The sequence below is a fragment of the Ruegeria sp. AF1 genome (assembly GCF_056542125.1).
Map to the genome: position 1 here is coordinate 13481 of NZ_JBQFZG010000012.1, position 26021 is coordinate 39501.

31 protein-coding genes are annotated in these 26021 nt (G+C 57.3%); 11 read left to right on the forward strand and 20 right to left on the reverse strand.

Annotation, left to right across the window (positions count from 1 at the left end; all coding sequences use genetic code 11):
• Positions 1–41: 41 nt before the first annotated feature.
• Positions 42–1217 carry an acetyl-CoA C-acyltransferase family protein gene (locus ACR0BK_RS15110; RefSeq protein ID WP_480555254.1) on the reverse strand — a complete coding sequence of 392 codons (1176 nt, stop codon included), beginning with the start codon at positions 1215–1217 and terminating at the stop codon, positions 42–44.
• Between the two features lie 116 nt (positions 1218–1333).
• Here ACR0BK_RS15110 and ACR0BK_RS15115 point away from each other — a divergent pair, with 116 nt between their 5' ends.
• The 5 genes from ACR0BK_RS15115 (at position 1334) to ACR0BK_RS15135 (ending at position 6015) form a co-directional block, all read left to right on the forward strand.
• A complete protein-coding gene (locus ACR0BK_RS15115) occupies positions 1334–1897 on the forward strand; it encodes a helix-turn-helix domain-containing protein (protein WP_480555256.1) in 564 nt (187 codons plus the stop codon).
• A 110-nt stretch (positions 1898–2007) separates the two neighbouring features.
• On the forward strand, positions 2008–3192 hold the full coding sequence (locus tag ACR0BK_RS15120) for a glycine C-acetyltransferase (RefSeq protein ID WP_480555258.1): 1185 nt from the start codon (positions 2008–2010) through the stop codon (positions 3190–3192).
• Positions 3193–3206: 14 nt separating this feature from the next.
• The gene (gene tdh / locus ACR0BK_RS15125) at positions 3207–4235 is read left to right on the forward strand and encodes an L-threonine 3-dehydrogenase (RefSeq protein ID WP_480476882.1); all 1029 of its coding nucleotides are present in this window, start codon (positions 3207–3209) and stop codon (positions 4233–4235) included.
• Between the two features lie 64 nt (positions 4236–4299).
• Positions 4300–5184, forward strand: coding sequence for a tryptophan 2,3-dioxygenase (locus tag ACR0BK_RS15130; RefSeq protein WP_480494561.1), 885 nt, complete (start codon positions 4300–4302; stop codon positions 5182–5184).
• Between the two features lie 3 nt (positions 5185–5187).
• On the forward strand, positions 5188–6015 hold the full coding sequence (locus ACR0BK_RS15135) for an alpha/beta hydrolase (protein ID WP_480555260.1): 828 nt from the start codon (positions 5188–5190) through the stop codon (positions 6013–6015).
• Between the two features lie 66 nt (positions 6016–6081).
• On the opposite strand, the gene infB is transcribed toward ACR0BK_RS15135, so the two are convergent.
• The 6 genes from infB to pip form a co-directional block, all read right to left on the reverse strand.
• The gene (infB, locus tag ACR0BK_RS15140; protein WP_480555262.1) at positions 6082–8568 is read right to left on the reverse strand and encodes a translation initiation factor IF-2; all 2487 of its coding nucleotides are present in this window, start codon (positions 8566–8568) and stop codon (positions 6082–6084) included.
• An 8-nt stretch (positions 8569–8576) separates the two neighbouring features.
• On the reverse strand, positions 8577–9200 hold the full coding sequence (locus tag ACR0BK_RS15145; RefSeq protein ID WP_480474799.1) for an RNA-binding protein: 624 nt from the start codon (positions 9198–9200) through the stop codon (positions 8577–8579).
• A gap of 22 nt (positions 9201–9222) precedes the next feature.
• A complete protein-coding gene (gene nusA / locus ACR0BK_RS15150) occupies positions 9223–10842 on the reverse strand; it encodes a transcription termination factor NusA (protein ID WP_480555264.1) in 1620 nt (539 codons plus the stop codon).
• Positions 10842–11432 carry a ribosome maturation factor RimP gene (rimP, locus tag ACR0BK_RS15155; protein WP_480555265.1) on the reverse strand — a complete coding sequence of 197 codons (591 nt, stop codon included), beginning with the start codon at positions 11430–11432 and terminating at the stop codon, positions 10842–10844. The genes nusA and rimP overlap by 1 nt, the downstream gene beginning before the upstream one ends.
• A gap of 160 nt (positions 11433–11592) precedes the next feature.
• Positions 11593–12414, reverse strand: a complete 822-nt coding sequence (locus ACR0BK_RS15160) for an ABC transporter substrate-binding protein (RefSeq protein ID WP_480555267.1) — start codon at positions 12412–12414, stop codon at positions 11593–11595.
• Positions 12411–13388, reverse strand: coding sequence for a prolyl aminopeptidase (pip, locus tag ACR0BK_RS15165; protein ID WP_480474792.1), 978 nt, complete (start codon positions 13386–13388; stop codon positions 12411–12413). The genes ACR0BK_RS15160 and pip overlap by 4 nt, the downstream gene beginning before the upstream one ends.
• A 48-nt stretch (positions 13389–13436) precedes the next feature.
• Between pip and ubiG the strand changes: the two genes are divergently transcribed.
• Entirely contained in the window at positions 13437–14183 is a 747-nt protein-coding gene (gene ubiG / locus ACR0BK_RS15170) for a bifunctional 2-polyprenyl-6-hydroxyphenol methylase/3-demethylubiquinol 3-O-methyltransferase UbiG (protein ID WP_480555269.1), read from the forward strand.
• A 36-nt stretch (positions 14184–14219) separates the two neighbouring features.
• Complete coding sequence (locus ACR0BK_RS15175; protein ID WP_480474790.1) at positions 14220–14714, forward strand: hypothetical protein; 495 nt, start codon at positions 14220–14222, stop codon at positions 14712–14714.
• 23 nt (positions 14715–14737) lie between these two features.
• Here the strand turns inward: ACR0BK_RS15175 and ACR0BK_RS15180 are convergent, their stop codons facing one another.
• The 4 genes from ACR0BK_RS15180 to ACR0BK_RS15195 are packed head-to-tail and all read right to left on the reverse strand — an operon-like array spanning position 14738 to position 17081.
• A complete protein-coding gene (locus ACR0BK_RS15180; RefSeq protein WP_480474789.1) occupies positions 14738–15178 on the reverse strand; it encodes a MarR family winged helix-turn-helix transcriptional regulator in 441 nt (146 codons plus the stop codon).
• Between the two features lie 12 nt (positions 15179–15190).
• Positions 15191–16021, reverse strand: coding sequence for a carbon-nitrogen hydrolase family protein (locus tag ACR0BK_RS15185; RefSeq protein WP_480520003.1), 831 nt, complete (start codon positions 16019–16021; stop codon positions 15191–15193).
• Positions 16021–16278 (reverse strand): glutaredoxin 3, encoded by a 258-nt coding sequence (gene grxC, locus ACR0BK_RS15190; RefSeq protein ID WP_480474786.1) that lies wholly within the window; start codon positions 16276–16278, stop codon positions 16021–16023. The genes ACR0BK_RS15185 and grxC overlap by 1 nt, the downstream gene beginning before the upstream one ends.
• A 38-nt stretch (positions 16279–16316) precedes the next feature.
• Positions 16317–17081, reverse strand: coding sequence for a double zinc ribbon domain-containing protein (locus tag ACR0BK_RS15195; RefSeq protein WP_480474784.1), 765 nt, complete (start codon positions 17079–17081; stop codon positions 16317–16319).
• Here ACR0BK_RS15195 and ACR0BK_RS15200 point away from each other — a divergent pair.
• Positions 17062–17892: a methyltransferase domain-containing protein gene (locus tag ACR0BK_RS15200; protein WP_480555270.1), complete on the forward strand. Its 831-nt coding sequence runs from the start codon at positions 17062–17064 to the stop codon at positions 17890–17892. The genes ACR0BK_RS15195 and ACR0BK_RS15200 overlap by 20 nt on opposite strands.
• A 57-nt stretch (positions 17893–17949) precedes the next feature.
• Positions 17950–18999 (forward strand): ferrochelatase, encoded by a 1050-nt coding sequence (gene hemH / locus ACR0BK_RS15205; RefSeq protein ID WP_480555271.1) that lies wholly within the window; start codon positions 17950–17952, stop codon positions 18997–18999.
• Positions 19000–19160: 161 nt separating this feature from the next.
• On the opposite strand, the gene ACR0BK_RS15210 is transcribed toward hemH, so the two are convergent.
• Together ACR0BK_RS15210 and ACR0BK_RS15215 are read right to left on the reverse strand one after the other, a co-directional pair.
• A complete protein-coding gene (locus ACR0BK_RS15210) occupies positions 19161–19343 on the reverse strand; it encodes a hypothetical protein (protein ID WP_480474781.1) in 183 nt (60 codons plus the stop codon).
• A 139-nt stretch (positions 19344–19482) separates the two neighbouring features.
• Positions 19483–20082 carry a L,D-transpeptidase gene (locus tag ACR0BK_RS15215; RefSeq protein WP_480474779.1) on the reverse strand — a complete coding sequence of 200 codons (600 nt, stop codon included), beginning with the start codon at positions 20080–20082 and terminating at the stop codon, positions 19483–19485.
• Positions 20083–20251: 169 nt separating this feature from the next.
• Between ACR0BK_RS15215 and dalA the strand changes: the two genes are divergently transcribed.
• On the forward strand, positions 20252–20767 hold the full coding sequence (dalA, locus tag ACR0BK_RS15220; protein WP_209507204.1) for a divisome-associated lipoprotein DalA: 516 nt from the start codon (positions 20252–20254) through the stop codon (positions 20765–20767).
• A 52-nt stretch (positions 20768–20819) separates the two neighbouring features.
• On the opposite strand, the gene ACR0BK_RS15225 is transcribed toward dalA, so the two are convergent.
• From ACR0BK_RS15225 to ACR0BK_RS15255, 7 genes are all read right to left on the reverse strand, one after another.
• A complete protein-coding gene (locus tag ACR0BK_RS15225; protein ID WP_267363095.1) occupies positions 20820–21284 on the reverse strand; it encodes a PTS sugar transporter subunit IIA in 465 nt (154 codons plus the stop codon).
• A gap of 57 nt (positions 21285–21341) precedes the next feature.
• On the reverse strand, positions 21342–21905 hold the full coding sequence (hpf, locus tag ACR0BK_RS15230; RefSeq protein WP_480474777.1) for a ribosome hibernation-promoting factor, HPF/YfiA family: 564 nt from the start codon (positions 21903–21905) through the stop codon (positions 21342–21344).
• Between the two features lie 252 nt (positions 21906–22157).
• The gene (gene lptB / locus ACR0BK_RS15235; RefSeq protein ID WP_480474775.1) at positions 22158–22916 is read right to left on the reverse strand and encodes an LPS export ABC transporter ATP-binding protein; all 759 of its coding nucleotides are present in this window, start codon (positions 22914–22916) and stop codon (positions 22158–22160) included.
• On the reverse strand, positions 22916–23407 hold the full coding sequence (locus tag ACR0BK_RS15240) for an LptA/OstA family protein (RefSeq protein WP_480555273.1): 492 nt from the start codon (positions 23405–23407) through the stop codon (positions 22916–22918). The genes lptB and ACR0BK_RS15240 overlap by 1 nt, the downstream gene beginning before the upstream one ends.
• 3 nt (positions 23408–23410) lie before the next feature.
• Entirely contained in the window at positions 23411–24010 is a 600-nt protein-coding gene (lptC, locus tag ACR0BK_RS15245) for an LPS export ABC transporter periplasmic protein LptC (RefSeq protein ID WP_480520011.1), read from the reverse strand.
• A gap of 11 nt (positions 24011–24021) precedes the next feature.
• Positions 24022–24990: a KpsF/GutQ family sugar-phosphate isomerase gene (locus ACR0BK_RS15250; protein ID WP_480555274.1), complete on the reverse strand. Its 969-nt coding sequence runs from the start codon at positions 24988–24990 to the stop codon at positions 24022–24024.
• Complete coding sequence (locus ACR0BK_RS15255) at positions 24987–25601, reverse strand: ribonuclease D (RefSeq protein ID WP_480474769.1); 615 nt, start codon at positions 25599–25601, stop codon at positions 24987–24989. Before ACR0BK_RS15255 ends, ACR0BK_RS15250 begins: the two co-directional genes overlap by 4 nt.
• A 159-nt stretch (positions 25602–25760) precedes the next feature.
• On the opposite strand from ACR0BK_RS15255, the gene ACR0BK_RS15260 reads away from it, so the two are divergent.
• A complete protein-coding gene (locus ACR0BK_RS15260) occupies positions 25761–26018 on the forward strand; it encodes a metal-sensing transcriptional repressor (protein WP_480474768.1) in 258 nt (85 codons plus the stop codon).
• The last annotated feature ends 3 nt before the right edge of the window (positions 26019–26021 follow it).

The following is a 26021-nucleotide window of genomic DNA, read 5'->3' on the forward strand; positions in this document are numbered from 1 at the left end:
GCGCGATGGGGGGCAGACAGCCCCCCTTGCCCAAACCCGGATCAGAGCCGCTCGATGGCAATGGCGATCCCCTGACCGCCACCAATACACATGGTGATCAACCCTTTTGATCCACGTGTACGCTCCAACTCGTAAAGTGTCTTCATGGTAATGATGGCACCCGTCGCACCGACAGGATGTCCCAGTGCAATCGCACCTCCATTCGGGTTCACTTTCGCTGCATCCAACCCAAGCTCCTGATTGACGGCCAGCGCCTGCGCGGCAAATGCTTCGTTGCTTTCGATCACATCGAAATCTTCCACCGAAAGACCCGTCTTTCTGAGCAGGTTTTGCACGGCCGGTACCGGGCCAATACCCATGACTTCGGGGCGCACGCCAGCATGTGCATAGCCGATTACACGCGCTTTTGGCTTCAACCCGGCCTTTTCCGCCGCATCCGCCGTTGCCAGAACCATCGCCGCCGCGCCATCGTTGATGCCCGAGGCATTGCCTGCCGTCACTCGCCCATCTTTCTTGAACACCGGCCGCAACCCGGCCAGCGCTTCGGCGGTCGTCGCTTTGGGATGCTCATCAATTTTGAAATCTACCATGTCCCGCTTGACCTTCACCTGAACGGGCACGATCTGGCTTTCGAAATATCCGGCTTCAATTGCGGCGGCAGCGCGGGTCTGGCTGGCAAGGGCGAATTCGTCCATCTGTTCACGGCTGATCTGGTGTTCATCGGCAACGTTCTCGGCCGTCACACCCATGTGCCCTGTGCCAAAGGGGCAGTTCAACGCACCCAGCATCATGTCCAGTGATGTGACATCACCCATTTTCGCGCCCCAGCGTGCCTGTGGAACAATGTAAGGGCTTCGCGACATGCTTTCTGCCCCACCTGCCACGGCAAAATCGGCATCGCCAAGCATCAAGGACTGCATTGCCGACACGATCGCCTGTGCGCCTGAACCACACAGTCGGTTTACATTCATCGCAGGGGTGCCGTTCGGAATCCCGGCCTGCATCGCGGCAACGCGCGACAGGTACATGTCCCGAGGCTCGGTGTTGATAACATGACCAAACACAACATGCCCGATTTGAGCACCTTCTACCCCTGACCGCTCCAAGGCCGCTTCGGTGACCACCGTCGCCAGATCAATGGGCGCGGTTGACGCAAGTGCGCCACCAAAAGTTCCAATCGCGGTGCGCGCACCATCCAACAATACGATGTCTGTCATGTCTTTCTCCTCTTGGAATCGTCGTCAGTATGCACATGCAGCATGATCCTGTCCTATAGGACGTGCCGTCACGGATGGAATTGACAAGCGGGGTCCCAACACGCATGGATTCCGTCATGACGGAGAACACAGACGATATCCTGAACCTTTTGCCCGCCCGCCTGAAAGACGCACGCCGGGCCAAAGGACTGTCGCTGGAAGCAGTCGCAAACCTGAGTGGCGTGTCCAGATCCATGGTTAGCCAGATCGAACGCGGGGAAAGCAGCCCGACGATCTCGACCCTCTGGAACCTGACCCGTGCGCTACAGGTGGATTTTGCCGGTCTTCTGGAAGGTTCAAAAGCCAGTGATCAGATCGAGGTGCTGCGCGCGTCCGAAGTGCCCAGCATCGACAATATGGGGCAGAACTGCCGCATTCGCATCCTGTCCCCGCCGGAAGAGGCCGGAGGTCATGAGGTTTACGATATCGTGTTCGACAAAGGCGGGGCCTTGAACAGCCAGCCCCATGCGCGCGGCGCGCGTGAGCAGCTGACCGTGCTGGAAGGAGCCGTCAAGGTTACATCGGGCAGTGCCGTGTCGGAACTGAGCCAAGGGGATACCGCCCGCTATGCCGCGGATATCGTGCATTCCATCTCGGCCAAAGAACCAGCGCGGGTGTTTCTGATCGTAAAGAACGCCTGACATCAGCAGATTTCCGCCTTCACGGAAAATTTTCCTGTATATTGAAATTCCCCTATTTGGGAAATCCATCCGCTATGTTAGACGTGCGACTCAGTTGAACGGAGGTCGCCATGGCAGATGCATTCCTGTCCCACATCACGGACACACTCGCGCAGATCGAATCCGAGGGGCTGTATAAGCGCGAACGAATGATCACCTCGCCTCAGGGCGGTGAGATTACGGTTGGCGGCAAACGGGTGATCAACCTGTGCGCCAACAACTATCTGGGTCTTGCGGATCACCCCGCGCTGATCGAGGCCGCAACAAATGCGATGGGTCCGAAAGGATTCGGTATGGCCTCGGTCCGGTTCATCTGCGGGACGCAGGATATTCACCGTGAACTGGAACAGCGGTTGGCGAAGTTCCTGAACAAGGACGATGCGATCCTGTTTGCGGCCTGCTTTGATGCCAATGGCGGGCTGTTCGAACCGTTGCTGGGGCCTGAAGATGCCATCATTTCGGACAGTCTGAACCACGCCTCGATCATTGACGGGGTGCGGCTGTGCAAGGCCAAGCGCTATCGCTACCTGAACAATGACATGAACGACCTGGAAGCGTGGCTGAAGCAAGCGCGCGAGGATGGCGCGCGTCACATCATGATCGCAACCGATGGCGTGTTCTCGATGGATGGCTATCTGGCCAACCTGCCGAAAATTCGCGAACTGGCTGACAAATACGACGCCATCGTGATGGTCGATGATTGCCATGCAACGGGCTTCATGGGGCCGCGCGGTGCAGGAACACCGGATCACTTTGGTGTTGATGTCGACATTCTGACTGGAACTTTGGGCAAGGCACTTGGGGGGGCAATCGGCGGCTACATCGCCGGGCCGCAGCCAGTGATCGACCTGCTGCGGCAGCGGGCGCGGCCCTATCTTTTCTCGAACTCGCTGCCGCCATCCATCGTCGCCGCAGGGATTGAGGCGATCAGCCTGGTCGAAGAAGGCGACATTCTACGCGCGCAGTTGTTCGGAAACGCAAAGTACTGGCGTGCCGGTTTGGAAAAGCTTGGCTTTGACGTTTTGCCCGGCGAACATCCGATCATCCCTGTCATGCTGGGCGACGCGACGCTGGCACAAGAGATGGCCACCAAGCTGTTTGACGAGGGCGTGTATGTCTCGGGCTTCTTCTTTCCTGTTGTTCCCCGCGGGCAGGCGCGGATCAGGACACAGATGAACGCCGCCCTGACGCGGGACGAACTGGACCGCGCTCTGGCGGCCTTTGGCAAAGTCGGCAAGGAACTGGGGGTGATCTGATGCGACCCAACACGATGAAAGCGCTGGAAAAGTCGAAACCCGAAGAGGGGTTGTGGATGGTACAGGCCCCGGTCCCGGAAATCGGGCCGGATGAGGTGCTGATCAAGATCAACAAGACCGGAATTTGCGGTACCGACATTCACATCTGGAACTGGGATGAGTGGGCCTCTCACACCGTTCCGGTTCCGATGATCACTGGTCATGAGTTCGCTGGGGAAATCGTTGAGATTGGGCGCAACGTAACCGGCCTGAACGTTGGGCAGCGCTGTTCCGGCGAAGGGCATCTGATCGGCACTGAAAGCCGTCAAAGCCGCGCAGGCAAGTTTCACCTCGACCCCGGCACGCGCGGGATCGGGGTGAATGAACAGGGCGCGTTTGCGCAATACCTGAAACTGCCTGCCTTCAATGTTGTTCCCCTACCGGATGATATCCCGGATGAGATCGGGGCAATCCTTGATCCGCTGGGCAATGCGGTACACACCGCGTTAAGCTTCGATCTTCTGGGCGAAGATGTCCTGATCACCGGCGCAGGACCCATTGGCATCATGGCCGCCGCCGTTGCCCGCCATGCAGGAGCCCGTAACGTGGTGATTACCGACATAAACGCTGAACGATTGAAACTCTCGGAACATGTCGTGCCGTCGGTGCGGACCGTTGATGTTTCCAAACAAGATTTGCACGATGTCATCGCACAGCTAGGAATGAAAGAAGGCTTTGATGTGGGGCTTGAAATGTCCGGCTCACAAGCCGCGCTTGACCAGATGGTCGAAGCGCTTGTGATGGGTGGGAAAATCGCCTTGCTGGGGATACCGCCGGGGAAATCTCCAGTCGACTGGTCGCGTATCGTTTTCAAGGCGATCACAATCAAGGGTGTCTATGGTCGCGAAATGTTCGAGACCTGGTACAAGATGATCGCCATGCTGCAAAATGGCTTGGATGTGTCCCGCGTGATCACGCATCGCTTTGCGGTTGATGATTTCGCGGATGGTTTTGCCGCGATGAAATCCGGCCTCTCAGGCAAGGTTGTCCTTGACTGGACCTAACCCGCTGGAAAGTTACGAACTCAACGCCTAGACAGGTGCAAGGATCGCACAACGGAGGCATGAGATGGGCGAGAACAAAGACGATCGTCTGTTGCAAAGAGGTGTCGAAGACACTCTGATCACTGATTTCGCCGAGACACATCGCAAAAGCTATGGAGATTTTCTGCAACTCAAAACGCTGCTGAATCTGCAAAAGACCTTTCAGGACCCTGCGCAGCCGGACGAGATGCTGTTCATTATTATCCATCAGGTCAGCGAACTGTGGCTGAAACTGATGCACCACCAACTGGTCGAGGTGCGCCGTTTTCTGCAACAGGATGAATTTGGCCCAGCCATGAAAAACCTCGACCGAATCAAGGCCATTCAACGGCAGTTGATTGCGGCTTGGGAAACCCTGCTGACCATGACGCCTGCCGACTATATGACGTTTCGGCAGGCTCTTGGCAGCTCGTCAGGGTTTCAGAGCTACGGGTATCGGCAGATCGAATTCATTCTCGGCAACAAGGATGCCTCAACACTGAAGGTCCATACGCATGACCCAGAGGTGATGGAGATGCTGAATGCCGCACTGACCAAACCGTCGCTTTATGACGAGGTGTTGCACATGTTGGCCCGCCAAGGGTTCGATGTGCCCAAAGATCTGATCGAACGCGATTACGCCCAACCCTATTCCGGCGATTCGCGCGTGGTGCAAATTTGGGTGGAGGTGTTTCGAAACACTGAAAAATACTGGGATCTTTATGCTTTGGCCGAAAAGCTGATGGATGTGGAAAGTTTGTTTCAACGCTGGCGCTTTGACCATGCCACCGCGGTTGAGCGCGTGATCGGGATGCAACCTGGCACTGGTGGCTCAAGCGGCGTGGCCTTTTTGCGAAAGGCGCTAGAGCTGCGGTTTTTCCACGACCTTTACGACGTGCGTACGGAATTGATGTATAGTGGGCAGAACTAAGACATGTTGTATCGAGGATTTTCGCAATCCGATCTGGAGCGGGAGTACTCTCCCAGCACAATGATCGGCGGCGACCTGAGCCCCTATCTTGCCAGTTATCAGGCGCTGAGTGCTCAGGCGCGGGCCGACTTTCCGGTACGGGAAAGTCTGGCTTATGGTGACAGCCCCCTTCAAGTTTTGGATTTCTTTCCCGCTCGCGATGACAAGGCACCCCTGCACGTCTTCATTCACGGCGGGTACTGGCAGGCGCTCAGCCAGAATGAGTCGTCTCTGATGGCGCCGGGGCTGTTGGAACACGGGCAAGCTTTTGCGACTGTGAACTACACGCTGGCACCCGATGCCCGGATTGGCGACATGATCGACGAGTGCCGTGACGCGTTGTTGTGGCTGGCGGCCCAGGCTGAGGAGTTGGGGTTCGACCCGTCGCGGATCACCCTGTCAGGTCACAGTGCAGGCGCGCATCTGGCGGCGATGGTGATGGCAACCTCATCAGACGCCCTTGCCAAAGCGGGGCTCCGGGTGCGGGATGTGCTTCTGATCAGCGGCATATACGACCTGGAACCGATCAGCCTGATGTCGGTGAACGATCCGCTGCAATTGACACCGGTCGAGGTCAACGATCTGTCACCCATCCGCAATCTGCCCCGGCCCGGTCCTCGATACCATGTTTCGGTGGCCGAACGGGATACGGATGAGTTCATTCGCCAAAGCCGTGACTATGCCGAAAGGCTGCGAAAGTCCGGACACTCTGTCAGCTTTATGCTCGCGCAAGGAATGCATCATTTCGATATCATCATGCATTCAGCTACGTTTCTGCCCCAAACAAAATAAGCGCCTCGACAAATGAAAACAGCGGCCTAAGGGGGTCGCTGTTTTTCGTTTTCAACTTATGCCGGGTTAGTCCAGCGTGCGGGTGACTTCTTCGCGCTCGAAGATTTCGATCACGTCGCCTGCGCGAATGTCATCGTAGTTCTCGAATGCCATACCGCATTCCTGACCCGACTGAACCTCGGCCACTTCGTCCTTGAAACGCTTCAGTGTTTTCAGCGTGCCTTCGTGAATCACCACGTTGTCGCGCAGCAGGCGGACACCGGCGGAACGGCGCGCCACACCTTCGGTAACCAGACAGCCGGCAACCTTGCCAACGCCGGTGACCTTAAAGACTTCGCGGATTTCGGCGTAACCGATGAACTTCTCGCGAATCTCGGCGCTCAACAGACCCGATGCGGCAGCTTTCACGTCGTCCACCAGATCGTAGATAACCGAGTAATAGCGAATCTCGACACCTTTCTGGTTTGCCGTGTTCCGGGCAGACGCATTGGCCCGCACGTTGAAACCCAGGATCGGAGCACCCGAGGCCTCGGCAAGACCGACATCGGTTTCGGTGATTGCACCCACGCCCGAATGCAATACGCGCACGCGTACCTCGTCGTTGCCGATCTTCTCCATCGCCTGAACGATGGCCTCAGCCGAACCCTGCACGTCCGCTTTCATCAGAATCGGCAGTTCGGTGACGCTTTCGTCTTCCTTGGCCTTCTGCATCAGCTGCTCAAGGGTGGTAGCGGCACCGGCGGCAGCGCGTTTGTCCTTGGCGGCCTGCTCGCGGTAGGCGGCGATCTCGCGCGCCTGTGCTTCAGTCTCGGTCACGTTCAGAACGTCACCGGCTTCCGGTGTGCCATTGAGACCCAGAACCTCGACCGGAACCGAAGGACCCGCTTCCTGAACGCGTTCACCCTTGTCATTGATCAGCGCACGGACCTTACCGTACTGCTCACCCACAACAAAGATATCGCCCTGACGCAGCGTGCCGTTCTGAACCAGAACGGTCGCGACCGGACCACGGCCTACATCCAGCTGCGCCTCGATCACGGCACCCTGGGCTGCGCGATCGGGGTTGGCTTTCAGTTCCAGAATCTCGGCCTGCAATGCGATGGCTTCCAGCAGCTCGTCCAGACCCTGACCGGTGATGGCGGACACTTCTACGTCCTGAACCTCACCCGACATTTTCTCGACGATCACCTCGTGTTGCAACAGATCGGTGCGCACCTTGTCCGGATTTGCATCATGCTTGTCGATCTTGTTGATCGCCACGATCATCGGCACTTTGGCCGCCTTCGCGTGATTGATCGCCTCGATTGTCTGCGGCATGACCGCGTCATCGGCAGCGACAACCAGAACCACGATATCGGTCACCTGAGCACCGCGCGAGCGCATCGAGGTAAACGCCGCGTGGCCGGGTGTATCCAGGAATGTCAGCGTCGATCCACCATCGGTTTTCACCTGATAGGCGCCGATATGCTGGGTGATGCCACCGGCCTCACCAGCCACAACGCGCGCATCGCGGATTGCATCCAGCAGCGATGTTTTCCCGTGGTCGACGTGACCCATGATGGTGATGACGGGCGGACGAGGCTTCAGATCGTCTTCGCTGTCTTCGACCTCTTTGATGACGTCCTCAACATCCGAATCAGAGACGCGTGTGACCTTATGGCCAAACTCTTCGATGATCAGTTCGGCAGTATCAGCGTCGATGGTCTGGTTTTGCGTGACCATCATACCCATCTGCATCAACGATTTGACCACGTCAGCCACACGCTCGGCCATACGGTTGGCCAGTTCCGAGACCATGATCGCCTCAGGCAGTTGTACGTCGCGGATCACCTTTTCACGCTCGACCGAACCGCCCATGGCTTTCTGACGGGCGCGTTCCTGCTTGCGCTTCATCGCTGCCATCGACCGCTGGCGGCTGCCTTCGTCACCAGTGGCCTGACCCAGTGTCAGCTTGCCTGAACGACGGTTGTCTTCGCGGCCCTTGCCACGACCGCGCTGTTCGCGTTCGCGATCCTGCTTGCGAGGCGCGGCTGCAGGCGCAGGTTTGCTGGCCGGGCTACGTGCAGCTTTGGCTTCTTCAGGGGCCGGCGAAGCGACAGCAGCAACAGCAGCACGCTTGGCTTCTTCTTCAGCCTCCACGCGCTTGCGCTCTTCATCTTCGGCTTTCTGACGGGCGCGCTCTTCGGCTTCACGCTGCTCGCGCTCTTTCGCTTCCTGTTCCGCACGGCGGCGCACGCGCTCTTCTTCGCGTGCCTTTTCAGCGGCTTCGCGTTCAGCGGCCTCTTCGACCTCGCGGGCCTTGGCAGCCTGCAAAGCTTTCATACGGCGCGCCATTTCCGCGTCGGAAATACCTGCGGGACGACGCGACGGATCACCCGAAGGGGCGGCACCGCCACCCGGCTTTGCCGCGCCCGGCTTGGGGACCACCACGCGCTTGCGTTTGGTTTCCACCACGACATTCTTGGTGCGTCCGTGGCTGAAACTCTGTTTCACATTTCCGGGGCGTGCCCCGCCACGAAGACCCAATGTCTTTTTGCCGTCACTATCGCTCATAAAGCTTCTTACCCTTCCGCGCGGCCCTTGCCGCCGTCATCCGTTTCGCGCAAGCCACGCAGGCGCTGCGCTTCCTCTACAACACGTTTGGCGAGTCCGCCAGAGGCCAAGGCCGCATGAATCACCGTTTGGCGCCCAAATGCTTGCCCTAATTCGTCTGCCGTCAGCCAACCGATGTATTTTCCTAAGTGCGGCGTACTGAGCTTCGACTTGCCGCGCCCCGATCCATCAGTGGCCTGAATCAGCACCTGAGCCTCTTCCCGGTCCAGCCACGACTTGACCTTTTCATACCCGGCAACCGCGTCGCCGGACTTGCGCGCCAGACTGAGCAACTCAATCACACGGCGCGCGATCTGTTTTTCAACCTCTGCCGTCAGGTCCTGAGGCACGGTCACCTGTGCCTTGAACCCCCGCGCAAACAGTTTCTTGCCAATGGCCTTGTCCAGCGCGGCACGATCCGCCGCCACATAAACGCCCCGCCCCGGCAACTTTGCCGCGACATCCGGAAAGACCTGACCGTCCGGCCCCGTCACAAAGCGGATCAAGCCATATTTAGGCTGAACCTCGCCTGTGGCGATGCACTTGCGTTCGGGTCCGTCAGACCGATCCTTATGGACGCCACCGCGACCCATACGCGCCACCCGAGACCTGAGATCAGGCCTCGACCTCCTCGTCTGCTGCGTCGTCGTCGATGTCTTCTTCCGCCTGCTCCAGCTCGGCCGGATCAACCCAACCCAACAGGATACGCGCAGTCATGACCATGTCTTGTGCTTCTTCGAGCGTGACGCCAAAGGGCTCCAGAACGCCATCATCCTTGACGCGTTCACCGTCAACTGTGGTCCAGCCACCGGCCAGTTCCCAGTCTGCACAGGTTGCGAAGTCTTCCAGCGTCTTCACATCGTCCTTGGCCAGAGCCTCTACCATCTGGGGTGTCAGGCCTTCGAATTCAATGAGGCTATCCTCGGCACCCAGTGCGCGCGCGGCATCCAGAGCGGCTTTGGCCTGGGCTTCCAGGAATTCACGCGCCCGGGTCTGAAGTTCCTGCGCAGTGCCTTCATCGACGCCGTCAATGACCAGAAGTTCATCAATCTCGACATAGGCAACTTCTTCGAGATTGGTGAAGCCTTCGGACACCAGCAGCTGCGCAAAGAATTCGTCCAGATCCAGACTGTCCATGAACAGCTTGGTACGAGATTCGAATTCCTTCTGACGGCGTGCTGATTCTTCAGCTTCGGTCATGATGTCGATGTCCAGGCCGGTCAGTTGGCTTGCCAGACGCACGTTCTGACCGCGACGACCGATTGCAAGAGACAGTTGCTCTTCAGGAACCACAACCTCGATCTTGCCTGCTTCTTCGTCCAGAACAACCTTCGAAACCTCGGCAGGTTGCAACGCGTTCACCAGGAAGGTCGGTTGGTCTTCGTTCCACGGGATGATGTCAATCTTCTCACCCTGTAGTTCGTTCACAACGGCCTGTACGCGGCTGCCGCGCATACCAACGCAGGCGCCAACGGGATCAATCGAGCCGTCATAGGAAATTACGGCGATCTTGGCGCGTGAACCTGGGTCACGGGCCACGGCCTTGACCTCGATGATACCGTCATAGATTTCCGGTACTTCCATCTTGAACAGCTCGGCCATGAATTCCGGAGCGGTACGCGACAGGAAGATCTGGTGGCCACGCACTTCGCGGCGGACTTCCTTGATATACGCGCGCACACGATCATTCGGGCGATAGCTTTCGCGCCCAATCTTGTCGTTGCGGCGCAGAACGGCCTCGGCACCGCCCAGATCGACGATAACATTGCCGAATTCTTCGCGCTTGACGGCACCGTTGATGATGGTGCCCGCACGATCCTTGAATTCTTCATACTGACGATCACGCTCGGCTTCGCGGACCTTTTGCAGGATCACTTGCTTGGCGGACTGCGCCGCGATCCGACCCATTTCGACCGGCGGCACTTCTTCAACAAAAACGTCACCGACCTGCGGGTCTTCCATGTACTGTTTGGCCTGTTCGACGGTGAATTCGGCCTGATAGTTCTCAAGCTCGTCATCCTCGACCACGGTGCGCACACGGGTGAATGTCGCCTTGCCGGTCTTGCGGTCGATCGACACGCGAATGTCCATCTCGGCGCCGTAGCGGCTCTTGGCAGCGCGGGCGAGCGATTCCTCCATCGCTTCGACAACCAGACCGGGGTCGATCATCTTTTCGCGGGCCACGGCCTCGGCAGTCTGCAGCAGCTCCAGCTGGTTGGCTGAGGTAATTGCCATCAGTTCGTCTCCTCTTCGGACCCTTCGGTCTCAATCTCGTCGAAAGCTTTTTCGTTCAGGGCGCCCATATCTTTGCGCTGGCGCAGCATTTCTTTGATCAGATCATCGGTCAGGACCAGCTTGGCATCACTCAGCCAGTCGAATTGCAGGCCGATTGTGATCGTCTCGGACCCTTCGGGAATATTGATCAGAACCTCTTCCCCTTCGATCCCGGCCAGTTCCCCTTTGAACCGGCGGCGGCCATCGATCAGTTCAGAGGTTTCGATCTTGGCCTCATACCCCTCAAAAGTCTCAAAATCCTTGAGGCGCGTCAGGGGGCGGTCGATACCGGGGCTGGACACCTCAAGCGTATAGGCGTCGAGGATCGGGTCCTCCACATCCAGGGTGGCGCTGACCGCATTCGAAATCTCGGCGCAGTCATCCACTTCGATGCCGCCTTCGGGTTTGTCAGCCATGATTTGCAGCGTGGTCTGCTTGCCACTCATCAGCCGGACACGGACCAGCTCATACCCCAGGTCTTCGATCACCGGGGTGATGATCTCGGCAAGTCGCTGGTCGATGGCAGCTTTGGCTATCAGGTCGTTTGTCATCAGGTTCTCTACCCTGTCAATCGGGCACAAAAAAACGGGCGCGCGGCCCGTCGAATTTTCCGGTGGAGCCTTGGACCGGAAGTCCAACGCGCCGCTGTTGAAACTGCATATACGCAGGATGATCCGAGTCTGCAACCCCCGACAGATGTATCACCCGGAATTACACGATCCACCACCGTTCAGCGATACGACCGTCGTCCAGAACCGTGCGTCCGGCAATCTGCCGCGGCAATCCCACCGTCCCAGAAACGGCCAGTGCCATATCGGTCTCGGAAGGATGGAAGCGAAGACCGCGCGTACTGCGGATCTCGGACGGATCTGGGAAAGCCGCAATATCGACGTAGCCATCGCGCAATGCCTCGGCGCGGACACGGGCATCGGGAATAACGATCACTTCGAATGCATCGACCCAACCGGCCTGACCGTCCTTGTAATGTCCCGAAACACGGCGACCCAGGAAATGTCGCCCGTCTTCGGCGCGCTCGACACGGTAGCAACCCGTACCGTTGGCCCTGTGTAGCGGCGTGACGCCTTCGCCATTGCGGGCAATGACAAAACGACTTTCCGCCAAAAGGAATGGAAGGCCCGGATTTGCCTCGGCCAGTTCCAGCCGCAAACGGTTGGCGGTCAATGCCTCGGTATACCCGACTTCGGCCAATACGGTCGCAACGTCTGAGATGTCCAAAGGCGCGCCGTCGTGGAACACCGCATCATTGCGCAGATCAAAGCTCCAGACCCTCGCATCGGCGTCGGTTTGCCAGCCCGTCGCAAGCTCGCCCCGCAAAGTGCCATCCGGGGCGATCTCGGTCAGCGTGTCGAAAACAGCACCGCGCGCCACCTGCTCAAGACTGTCGTCGCGCGGCACGGCCAATCGCAGCGTTCCGCCTTTCTCGGGTCTGTCCGCCAGAGACGCGCCTGTCGCGGCAAGCAGCGCGGCGGCGGCACCCGAAGCAAACAAGGCACGGCGGTCGATGCGTGTCATGCCAAACCCTCCGCCACGCGATCCATGATCCGGATCAGTTCTGCGCTGATCCCGGGTTCAGAAAGCGCATGACCGGCCTGACGTACCATCTTGATCTCGGCATTCGGCCAGCGTTCGCTTAGCGACCAGGCGGCCTGCGGCGGGCAAATCATGTCGTATCGCCCCTGCACGATGTGACCCGGGATATGAGCGATCCGGTCCATTTGATCTAGGATCTGCCCATCCTTTTCCAGAAACACCTTATTGTAGAAATAGTGATTCTCGAGCCGCGCAAATGTACGGGCGTATTCGCCGGGACTTTCGCCCACTGATCCGTTCGTATGGATCGATGCCAGCGCATTTTCCCAGTGCGACCATGCCCGCGCATACAGGGTCTCGGTCGCGCGGTCCCCCGAGAACAGGCGTTTGTTATAGGCGGTGATGGTGTCCTTCAGCTCGGCCTCGGGCAAAAGCGCGGTGAATTTCTGCCACTGCTCCGGCCAGAAACGCCCCACTCCGCCGCCATAAAACCAGTCAAGTTCAGCCTGAGTTGCCAGAAACACGCCCCGCAGCACCAAACGGCTGACCCTGTCGGGATGCGACTGCGCGTAGATCAAGGCAAGGGTCGCGCCCCAGCTGCCGCCAAAAGCTATCCATTCATCAATCTCGAGCAGGTCGCGCAACCGTTCAATGTCGGCCACCAAATGCCATGTCGTGTTGTTTTCAACCGAAGCCGTGGGGCGAGACCGGCCACACCCACGCTGATCAAATAGAATCACCCGGTAGACACGCGGATCAAAGTAGCGGCGCATCGCAGGGCTGCAACCGCCACCCGGACCGCCATGCAGGATCAGCACCGGTATGCCTTCGGGATTACCGCATTGTTCCACATAGATACGGTGCCCGTCGCCCATATCGACCATACGCTGGTCGAACGGGTCGATCGGCGGGTACAGATATTGAACTGCGCGCTTTTGGTCCGGGTACTTGTCCATTATGGCCCTATATAGTCCTTAAGCGTAAAAGAGCATACGGAGACAGGAATGCAAGCGCATCCGAACACGGTGGATCCATCCGAGATCGCAAAATTCGAAGCGATGGCGGCGGAATGGTGGGATCCTCATGGGAAATTCAAACCCTTGCACATGCTGAATCCTTGCCGTTTGGATTATATCACACAGCAGATCGCCGGTGAATTCGACCGCGATCTGAAAGTGCGGAAACCGTTCGAAGGTCTGCGCCTGTTGGATATCGGTTGTGGCGGTGGTCTGCTGAGCGAACCGATGGCGCGTCTGGGGGCCGAGGTCGTCGGGGCCGATGCCGCCGGAGGCAACCTGCCTATTGCGCGTATCCATGCCGAGCAGTCCGGTTTGCAGATCGACTATCGCCACACCACAGCCGAAGACATGGCCGCCGCGGGTGAGCAGTTCGACGTGGTCCTGAACATGGAAGTGGTCGAGCATGTGGCCGACCCGGCGGGTTTCCTGACCGCCTCGCAGCAGTTGCTCAGGCCCGGCGGGCTGCTGATCTGCTCAACCATCAACCGCAACCCGAAATCTTATGCGATGGCTATTTTCGGGGCCGAGGTGGTAATGCGCTGGCTGCCGCGCGGCACGCATGAGTGGAACAAGTTCATCACCCCTGACGAGTTGTTCGACCTGCTGCGCCAAGCGGGGGTCGAGCCGGTGGACCGCAAGGGTTTCGTGTTCAACCCGATCCTGTGGAGCTGGTCGATTTCGGACCGGGATTTAAGCGTGAACTATGTGACGGCAAGTGTGAAACCGGGGTAAAGGTAGTCACGAAAACCAAATTAGGAAAACCTGTCGATGTGGGGCAAAAGATTTTTTGATGTTCCGGTCTATCGCTTGAAAGAAGAAAAGTACCAGCAACAATTGAGCGCGAAGATTGATCGCGACATGAGAGAAATAGTAGGATCAGACATTCCTGAAGACATCCTTTCGCGGAATCGCAAAATGCGAGTCGAACATCAACGGCTGAAGTACGGAACGTGGGATTTCAACGAAATCATCGGCTACATCCGGCTTTATTTTCGCGGGTCACAAGTTCTTGGTGAATATTTTAGCGCTGAAAAGAAACGTGCGGTCTTAACCAGACGGAAAGTCTTTTTGTACAAGACTTATAAACTCGCCGCAGATCTCAACATTCCCGCGAACGCCACAAACGAAGAAGTGTTTAGCTTCATCAAGGAGTATCTAGAGCGATGCAAAAAGGAACTGAGGAAAGATAGATTTATCGACACCACATTCTTGGAACAGATTGGGCCACACGTCGATTGGAACACGCTTCGGCAAGAAGACTAAAATCACGGCCGTGATCTTGCGTCTCAACCTTGCTCCAACTGCAACCGCAAATCCCGCAGCACCGGCAGTGTCGAACGAACACGGTCGTCCCCCAACTCTCCGACCACGCGGTTGATCAACGGGGCAATCGAGGAAATCGCCTGATCCCGCGCGCGTTTACCGGCGGGGCTGATCGCCACCATCTTGCGGCGGGCATCGTCCCAATCGGGTCGGATGTGGATGTATCCGGCCCATTCCAGCTTGGCCAAGGTGTTGGTCATCGCGCCGCGGGTGACGTGGAACGTGTTGGCCAGCTGCGCCGGGCTGCGCTCATCCGCGACAAAAGCCAGGTGGTTCAGAACCGAGAAATGCGAGATTTCCATGCCCTTAGGCAGCACGCGGCTAAGCCGGTTCCGCAATAGCTGGTCGGCGGTCAGGATCTCGCTGAACAGCGTGACCGCAAGGGCATTGGTGTCGTCTGTCATTGTTCCGTTCTGTCAGGGTCCGTCGAAGGATCGGCGGTGGTGCAGTGAAGGGACACGTCGGCGTGCCTCAGTTACAGAACTATCATCCAAATCGAAAATGTGAATGCCTGGATCGGTCCCTGCGTCGATCAGCACCTTTCCCCACGGGTCGACGACCATGCTGTGACCGTGAGTATAGCGTGTTTTACCGCCGGTTTTTGGATGTTCCCCAGTTTGGGCCGGGGCCAGCACCCAGCACCCGGTTTCGATTGCACGTGCGCGCAGCAAGGCCTCCCAATGCGCGGCGCCCGTGACCGGCGAGAACGCGGCCGGGACGGTCAGAATGCGCGCGCCCGCCTCCGCCAGTGCCGCGTGCAAATATGGAAAGCGGATATCGTAACAGATGGTCAGACCAACCTTGCCGAAATCCGTTTCGGCGATAACCGCTTTTTCGCCTGGGCGGTAATTCTTTGATTCGCGGAACGTCTCGGTCTCGGTGACCTGCACATCGAACATATGGATCTTGTCATACCGCGCCACGATCTGACCTTGCGGTCCGATCATAAAGCAGCGGTTGGCAAAACGACCGTCATTGTCATGAGTCTTGAGCCCCAACGAGCCGATCAGAAGCCATACACCCAGATCAGCAGCCTGTTCGCGCAGGCCCGCCAAGGTGATGTCATCTTCTTCATGTTGTAAAACCGCGCGCTGCCGTGTGGTGCTGGTCGAAACGCAATTCGTAACCTCTGGCGTCAGAACAAAGCGGGCGCCCTGTTCTGCCGCTTCAGCCATCAGGCCTCGTACCATCCCGAGGTTTTCAGCCGGATCGTCCGACGAGGTGACTTGCAGCAGCGCGGTTTTCATCAGGCCGCAAGCAGACGGTCAAGCTTGCCCTGACGCTCCAACTCGTACAAATCATCGCAACCGCCGACATGCGTGGTGCCGATGAAAATCTGCGGGACCGTGCGTTTGCCTCCGGCACGTTGAATCATTTCAGGTTTGCGTTTGGGGTGCATCAGCACGTCGATTTCCTTGAACTCAACACCTTTCTGCTTCAGAAGGCGTTTGGCTGCATGACAATACCCGCACAGTGGCGATGTATAGATCTCTACCGACTTCATTTTCCGTTCCCTTCGGATTTCGCGCAATCTTGGGCGAATTAGGCATTCTTAGCAACGCGCGCCAGAGCCAACACAAAAATATGATTTGCCCCCGCCGCCTGACAGACCCGAGTGCATGCGGCCAGTGTTGCCCCGGACGTCATCACGTCGTCTACCAGCAAGACGTTCCGGCCAGTTAGATGGCGGGCATTTCGGGGTTGAAGGCATATCGCGTCTTCCAAGATCTGTGCCCGCTCGGCTGCTGTTTTGCCGTCCAGCACCGGCGTCTTTTTTTTGCGAATCAACAAATCGGGCACGCATTTCAATCCTGTCTCACGCCCCAGGTTCTGCGCCAAGAGAGCTGACTGGTTGTATCGCCTTTTGAGCAAGCGTGACCAATGCAGAGGAACCGGAGCAATCACCATACCCGCTCGCAGCAATGGGCGCCCTGCCTGCGCCATCCACTGCGCGGCAGGGCGGGCCAGTTCGGGCTGATCACCATGTTTCAACGCCAGGATCAGTGACCGCGCCTTGCCGTCATACAAAAGCGCGGCGCGGCCTGCCCTCCAGGGGCGCGCGGTCTTCAGGCAATCATCGCACTCGGTCCGAAACTCGTCCTGCCCTCCGATCAGGGGCAGACCGCAACTTTCACAGACCGTGCCGCCAATGAATGGCGTTTCCCGCCAGCACGGGCCACACAGGCCAAAATCGGACTCGGTCAGGTCGCCGCACCCCATGCAACGTGGTGGATAAATCAGCGCAAGTGCGGTTTGAATCCGTTGCGCGATACGATACTTGCCAGTTATGAAACTGCCCGAACCCACTGCACCCTCACTTTTTGACCGTGCCGCCATTCTGCGTCATCGCAACCGCGTGCAGGATGACGCCCTTTTTCTGCACCGCGTCGCGATGGACGAGGTTCAGGATCGGCTCTCCATGGTTAACAAAACCTTTACGGCGGCAGCGATCGTGACGGCCTACCCACAGCTTTGGACGGACGCTTTTCCCGAAGCCTCGATCGTTGCGGATAACGACGTGCTGGCACTGCAACCCGGCGCACATGATCTGGTGATCCACGCCATGACACTGCATTGTGCAAACGATCCGGTAGGTCAGTTGATCCAATGCCACCGCGCGCTTAAGCCCGATGGGTTGTTGCTGATTGTTTGTCTGGGCGGCGAAACGCTGCACGAATTGCGCGCGGCGTTGGGTCAGGCCGAGATTGACGTTACCGGTGGCCTCAGCCCCCGCATCGCTCCAATGGCCGAGCTGCGGGACATGGGCGGTTTGTTGCAGCGGGCCGGTCTGGCCTTGCCCGTCGCAGACTCGGTGACACTCACGGCTGAGTACCGTGACATCTGGCACCTGATGCACGATCTGCGGAATATGGGTGAGGCCAATGCGTTATCCGCGCGCCTGAAACACCCGACCAAACGCGCAGTATTTGAAACCGCGCAAAACGTCTACGCGACTCATTTCACCACGGGGTCCCGGCGCCTGGCAGCCACGTTCGAACTGATCTGCCTGACGGGATGGGCCCCCCACGACAGTCAACCAAAGCCACTGCGTCCCGGGTCGGCGCAAACACGTTTGGCTGACGCCTTGCGCACCGACGAGGGCAAACTGCCCGATTGACGCGCGACCAAATCCCCTTATTTCAGGCCCTAACGCAAGAAATTCAGGAAGCCTCATATGTTTGATGCCACGCGACCCGCTCATGCTCCTACGGATCACCCCAAGATCAGGATGGGGCGCGTCGGCATATTGCTGGCCAATCTGGGCACGCCGGACGATTACACCTATTGGCCGATGCGTCGGTATCTGAATGAGTTTTTGTCGGATCAGCGCGTCATCGATTATCCGAAGTGGAAATGGCAGCCGATTCTGCAGGCGATCATCCTGACTAAACGGCCATTCAGTTCCGGCGAGGCATACAAATCAATCTGGAATCAGGAAAAGGGCGAAAGCCCGCTGATGACCATCACCAAGGACCAGACTGCCAAGCTGAGCCAGGCCATGCACGCACGATACGGTGATCAGGTCATGGTCGATTTCTGTATGCGTTACGGCAACCCGTCGACCAAATCCAAAGTGCGCGAGATGGTAGCGGCAGGGTGCGATCGCATCTTGTTCTTTCCGCTTTACCCTCAATACGCTGGCGCAACGACGGCCACCGCCAACGACCAGTTCTTTCGCGCGCTGATGGACGAAGCCTGGCAGCCCGCCACGCGAACCGTTCCGGCCTATTTCGATGAACCTATTTATATCGATGCGCTGGCACAGTCAGTTGAACGTGCATACGAGGCTATGGAAACAAAACCCGACATTCTGGTCTGCTCATATCATGGGATGCCCGAGCGGTATTTGCAGCAGGGCGATCCCTATCACTGTCAGTGTGCTAAAACGACGAGGCTGTTAAAGGAGCGATTGGGCTGGGCGGATGATCAATTGGTATCGACCTTCCAGTCGCGCTTTGGCCCCGAAGAATGGTTGAAACCTTACACTGTGGATCACGTGGCCGACCTGGCGAAGCAAGGCAAAAAGAACATTGCTGTTATTGCCCCGGCGTTTTCTGCGGACTGCATCGAAACGCTGGAAGAGATTAACGAAGAAATCAAAGAGAGCTTCGAAGAAGCAGGCGGCGAGACGTTTACCTATATTCCATGCCTTAACGATGACGATGCCCATATCACAGCACTTGGAAAGGTGATCGAAGACAATCTGCGCGGGTGGCTGGCGTAAAGCGTTTCCAGAACACAAGCCAAATCTCTTATGAGAACGTCAGGCTCGGCTTGATACTGGCGCGTCAGTATCCCTTCGGCGCGCAACAGGCTTGAAGACCTGTTGGAATTAAAAAAGGCGGTGGATTGCTCCACCGCCTTTTTCATGAATTCCGTGTCGGATTAGCTTGCAGCAACAGCAGCAGCAACAACGACCAGCAGGATCAGCGGCAGCAGAATGCCCTGCGACGAACCCTGAGTTTCTTCAACAACAACTGGTGCTTCAACAACCGGCTCATTCAGGTTGCCAGCATATGCAGTCGAAGCTGCTGCAGTCAGAGCTGCGGCGAGAACGAGTTTCTTCATATTAACCTCCAGAATTTGCACGGTTCCAATATCCGGAGCCGCACATCTAAGACTTACCTCGTAGTTTTTTCTAATCAGCATTAGAGCGGGAATGCAATTGCAACTTGACCTGTAAGCGGCTTCGCACACAAAAATGTCGTCATATTAGCAACACTTGCGTGCCAACCTTTGCCATCGAAAACAGCTCGGCGATGTCTTCGTTGAAAAGGCCGATGCATCCATTCGACGATCTGCGACCAATTTTACGCGTATCATGGGTGCCGTGAATGCGATAGTACTTCCAGCTCAGGTATAAAGCGTGTGTTCCCAATGGGTTATCAGGACCCGGAGGAATATAGTCCGGCCATTCCGGATTTCGCTTTTTCATCGACGGCGTCGGAGACCAGCTCGGGCCTTCGACCTTGCGGATCACACTGGTGCGCCCGCGCCGGGTAAGGTCTTCGGTCAGCGGAACCGACGACGGGTACAATTTGTACACCGATTGATCATCCGACCAATAATGCAGCGCTCTTGAGACGGTATCGACCAATATGGCGCCATTTCTGGTGTTCGAGAAATACGGTTGCCAATCCAATGCCCGGAACCCGGATACGTTGCGGCGAACCGCTGGTTCACTCTCGGGCGCGGGACGTAGCGGGTCGCCTGGGATATACTGCGCCAGTGCCGGTGTCGCCAGAGTGGCGGTAGCCCCTGCTAGAAATCCCCTGCGGGTAGGCGAAAGAATGCGCTTTTTTACCATGACAACGGGTCCTGTGTTTTGGTGAAGTCTGAAATCAGAGGCATTCTATGGCCAGAATGCTTCAGTCGCAAACCAAACCGGCAGAATCACGCAAGTTGTGGCCATTGCGCGTTTGCTCAGAACAAGCAGGCACGCTATGCCCTGTTGTGATACAATAATCAGGTCGAACATGACGCGCATCGTTTCTTTACTGTTGATTTGCTTTGTCGCGCTTGCGGCATGTACCAACACTGGCTCAACCACCCTGGGATCTGATGGTCGCCCATTGCCGACCGTATATAAGATCCGCGGCAATCCGGAAAAGCTGCAGTTCCGCATGCTTGATTCGGTCAATGCCTTGCGTCAGGCCCAGGGATTGCAGCCCGTACAGCTGAACGCGCAGCTGAACGCAGCGGCGGCGACTCATTCGAAGGATATGTCGCGGCAGAACCGGCCCTGGCACTTTGGTTCAGACGGTTCATCACCGATCGACCGGGCAGCGCGTGTTGGCTATTTCGGCACGTTTCTGGGGGAAGCCATTTCCGAAACTTACGAGACCGAGACTGAAACGCTTGCCGCCTGGATGCAGGAACCCGGACCGAGGGCTGTCATAATGGACGCCAAGGCCACCCAAATGGGATTCGCCTGGCATCAGGAAGGCGGTGGTAAAATCTGGTGGACGCTGGAAATGGGAACCGGCGGCTGATCCGGCCAACGGAAAGAAAAAAGCCCCCGGTTTTCGGGGGCTTTTTTGTTAATCAGGCGGCTTGCATAGACTGCGCCTCGGTCAGGATTGCATAGAGCTTTACCGGATCAGGGTTCGCCCGGAGCTTGGTGCAAACCGAAGTATCCCGTAATGTGCGAGACACTAGAGCCAGAGCTTTGAGGTGATCAACGCCCGCCTCTTCCGGTGCAAACAGCGCGAAGGCAATGTCCACAGGCTGGCGATCAACCGAACCGAAATCGATCGGCTTCTCAAGCATGACAAAAACACCTGACACCGAATCAAGATCGGGCAGGCGCGCATGTGGCAACGCCACACCATGGCCGACACCGGTCGGTCCAAGGCTTTCCCGCTCCAGCAGGAAATCAACCGCTTCCTGAGGATCGATACCCAGCGTCGCCGCGGCGACGTCACCGATTTCCTGAAACAGCCGCTTCTTGCTGGAAGCCGCGGACAAAACACGCACCGCTTCGGGCTTCAGTATGCTCGAAAGCTCCATGATCACGCTCCATGGCACGCACCCGCATCAGCGGGCGCGGCCCCGTATCCTTGCCTGTTACGGATCAATCCAGCCGATATTACCGTCATCGCGACGATAAACGACATTCAATCCGTCCTTGTTTTCATTTCTGAACACCAGTACTGGCGCACCGGCAAGTTCCATTTGCATAACGGCCTCTCCGACGCTCAAAGATGGGATTTTTGTTTCCATCTCGGCCACAATCATTGGCTGAAGCGATTCGGGTTCATCGGCCGACTCCGATTCGTTAGAAGCGAGGATATAAGAGGACGCCCCAAAGAGTTCAACCGGTTCGACCCGATCCTTGTGGTGGTCCTTCAGGCGACGCTTGTAACGACGCAACTGTTTTTCCATTTTATCACAGCATGCCTCAAATGCCGCGTAGATCTCGGTTGCATGGGCTTTGGCCTGAGCCGTCAGGCCAGTGGACAGGTGCACTGTTGTCTCGCATACATATTCATGCGCCGAACGGGAAAAGACGACGTTTGCATCCGTAGGCCGCTGCGCATATTTGCCCACGACCTCATTCAGTTCGGTCTGCACGTGTGTCTGCAACGCCGCACCGATGTCAATCTGTTTTCCGCTGATTTGGTAACGCATGTGATCTCCTTCACAATTCACACCCATTCTGACGCCGCGAAACGCGACGAGCTTGTTTTTATCGGGTGGGGGGTCGAGACATTTTCCGCGGTTGCCTTGTTTCCAGCCCTTCGAAGAAGGGACATCGAGATCCAGACTGGAGCCGGGTAAATGCCATAAGCCAATTGAGGCAAGAGACGAGGGAAGAGTCAATCAAAACAGATGTGTATATACGCGATTTCCGCCATGCAATTGGCACAACTCCGCGCAAGATTATGAAATGCGGAAATTCTCGCCCAGATAGACGCGGCGCACATTCTCGTTTTCGACAACCTCATCAGGTGTGCCGGACATCAAAACCTGACCGTCATGCAGGATATAGGCCCGGTCGACAATTTCCAGCGTTTCCCTGACGTTGTGATCGGTGATCAGCACACCAATACCGCGTTTTTTCAGATCCGCGACCAGATGGCGAATATCCCCGACACTGATCGGGTCAACGCCTGCAAACGGTTCATCCAGCAGCAGGTATTTGGGGTCTGCGGCCAAACAGCGCGCGATCTCGACCCGGCGGCGCTCGCCGCCTGACAACGCCAATGCCGGGGCCCGGCGCAAGTGTTCGATCGAGAAGTCCGACAGCAGCTCTTCCAAACGCTCTTTGCGCTTATGCGCATGAGAGACCGTGATATCCAGAACGGCAGCAATGTTGTCCTCGACGCTCATGCCGCGAAAGATCGACATCTCCTGCGGTAGATAGCCGATCCCCATCCGCGCCCGCCGGTACATCGGCAAAGTAGTCACATTCTGGCCGTCTATCGTGACTTTTCCCGCCTCGGGGAATACAAGTCCCGCAACTGAATAAAACGTTGTGGTCTTACCTGACCCGTTCGGCCCCAGCAGCGCTACCACTTCGGACCGGCCCAACGTCATCGAGACATCGCGGATCACCGTCTTTTTTTTGTAGGACTTCCGCAATTTCTCGATGCGCAGCCCGGAACTGCCCTCGGTCAGTTTCAGGTCGGGACGCGCCATCAGTTGTTTCCCTGCTGCAAGATCGTTTTGACCCGCCCGGTCATGGTCGCAGTGCCCGTAGTCAGGTTGGCGTTCATCTGATCGCCACTGATGATGCTGGGGCCCTGTGTCAGCAGGACATTGCCCTTCATGACAATCTCACCCGAACCGATCTTGTATTCAGCCCAGTCGCCTTCCGCTGCATCCGGCGGGCTGACCAGAACCACATTCTCGGTCGCTTCCATTCGCTCGATCGCCGAGCGTTCCTGATTGTAGATAACCAGCACGCGTTCGGCTGTCAGGCGCATTTCACCCTGCACGACGATAACGTTCCCGATGAACTCGGCCGATCCGTCCTCTTGATTGACGTTCAGGGTTTCCGATGTCACCTCGACCGGCAGGCTCGGATCGGCATTCGCGGACCCAAAAGCCACCTGCGCCTCCTGCGCGATCACGGGCGCGGCGCCCGCGATCAACGCGAGGCACAAAGGAACAAATCGAAAATCGAACACAAGTTATCTTTCTGCTTTTTCAGGCTCGTATACCAGCTTCACACCATCTGTAAAAACAATATGGACTGGCCCGTCCGTTTTTTCAGTGCCAAAGGTCATACGCCCCGCAGAAAAGTTACCGATCGGACCGGTTCCGTTCACCTGCCCCGGCGTGTCGCCCCGGACTTCATCCAACGAGGTATTGAGCAGATCCGTCGTAACCTTGAGACCATCCGCCGTGGTGATGACCACGTCACCAACAAAGGTTGCTGTTCCACTATCCGGACGGATCTGGCCGGAATTCGAATCCAGGGAAATTGTGCCGCCATTGAGCAGCCCAAAGCGGCCGCGAAACTCGGACGCGGTCGGAACCGACGCCTCGGTGCCCTGCCTGGCTTGCACAGCCTCGATATGCACGGTCTCTCCCTTGCGGGTCGTTCCGCGGTAATCCGGCCGCGTTACCACCTGTTGTTCCAGTCTCTCATCAATGTCTTTCTGCGCGAAGGGCACGGATACGTTTGTTTCGATGCTGCGGGACAGCAGGAATACCGTGGACAACATCACAATTGCCGCGAGCGGCAACAGCACCTTAAGGAACTGCACCATGCGGGAATATCTGTCCACCTCAGCCTCCCTCAGCCCAGACCGACACGCAGGCAGTCGTGGATATGAAGCAGCCCCAAAGCCTGACCTGATGTAGCCTCGTCAACCACGAAGAGCGAGGTGATCTTACGGTCATTCATGATCGCGACCGCTTCTTCCGCCAACGCACCCGGGGATATGGTTGTGGGGTTGGGGGTCATTACCTGCTCGGTCGTTTTGTTCAGCAACCCATCCATGTGGCGCCGCAAGTCACCGTCTGTAATGATCCCGGCCAACTGACCCTGCGGGTCCGTTACACCAGCAACACCAAACCCCTTCTGGCTGATTTCGATCAGCGCATCGCTCATCGGAGTATGCGCCGCAACCAGAGGCAGGGCCTCTCCGACATGCATCAAATCCTGTACCGTACTCAATTGCGCACCCAGTTTGCCGCCGGGATGGAAGGCGCGGAAATCCTCGGGTCGGAAATCGCGGTATTTCATAAGGGCAATCGCCAATGCATCGCCCATGGCAAGGGTCAGCGTCGTGGAAATCGACGGCACCATACCATAGCCACAAGCCTCGCCCATCGACGGGATCAGAAGATGTACGTCGGCCTGTTTCATCAATGTGCTGTCAGGTTTGCTGGACAATCCGATCAGCGGAATGCCAAAGCGGCGCGTAAAGGCCAGCAGATTAGCAAGTTCCGGTGCCTCTCCCGAATTCGAGATCGCGAGAACCACATCACCTTTGGAGACCATGCCCAAATCCCCATGGCTGGCCTCTGCCGGATGCACGAAATAGGCAGGCGTTCCGGTGCTGGCCAGCGTGGCCGCAATCTTGTGACCTATGTGGCCTGACTTGCCGATACCGCTGATGATGATGCGCCCGGTGGCCTGAAGGATCAGTTGCACCGCTTCGGCAAAATGCTTGTCCAAACTGTCGGCAAGGACGTCCAGCGCGCGGGCTTCGTCAGTCACCACCTGACGGGCGGTTCTCAGGAATGCTTCGGTATCGGTCATGAGTGCGCAAAGATATCCGTTTCGGGCCAACCGGCAAGGTCCAGTTTCGCACGCATCGGCAGGAAGTCAAAACAGGCCTGCGCCATTTCAGTCCGGTCCTCGCGAACCAGACGAATGTTTAGCGCATCGCGCAGCTGATGCAGATAGAGTACGTCTGACGCAGCATAATCCAATTGAGCGTCTGTAAGTGAGACTGCGCCCCAGTCGCTCATCTGTTGCTGTTTGGAAATATCGACACCGATGAGTTCCTGACACAGGTTCTTGAGCCCGTGCCGGTCGGTATAGGTCCGCACCAGGCGGCTGGCGATCTTGGTGCAATAGACCGGCGCGGCCAGAGCACCAAAGGTATGGTACAGGGCGGCGATGTCGAAGCGCCCGAAATGGAACAGCTTCAGTACGTCAGGGTTTTCCAGCATGGCACATAGGTTCGGCGCCTCTGTCTGGCCTTTTTCCACCTGCACGATATGGCTGTTGCCGTCTCCACCCGACATCTGAATCACACACAAGCGGTCACGATGTGGGTTCAGACCCATGGTTTCACAGTCAATGGCCACAACGGGGCCCAGATCCAACCCGTCCGGCAGGTCGTTTTTGTACAAATGGTTCGCCACCCGATTATTCCTTTGTGCGATATCGCCTCCGAGATAGGCGGTTTGGTCCATAAACTCAACGCCGTCTATTGGTCCATAAACTCAACGCCGTCTAAAAGTCACGGGCAGATCCCCGCAACAGGATTGACAGTATCCCTATGGGGGGGATAGGGATAAATCATGACAAATTTACCCCGCGAGTCGCATCCGCATATCACGGCAAGGCTGAAACGGGCCCACGGGCATCTGGCAAAGGTCATTGCCATGCTTGAAGGTCAGGCGCCCTGTTCTGACATCGCCCAACAGCTGTTTGCCGTTGAAAAAGCGGTTACCAACGCCAAGCGCGCCTTGATCCATGATCACATCGACCATTGCCTGTCTTCCGATGGCGATAGCGGCGGGATCGAGGATTTTAAAGCCATCACGAAATACCTCTGAACC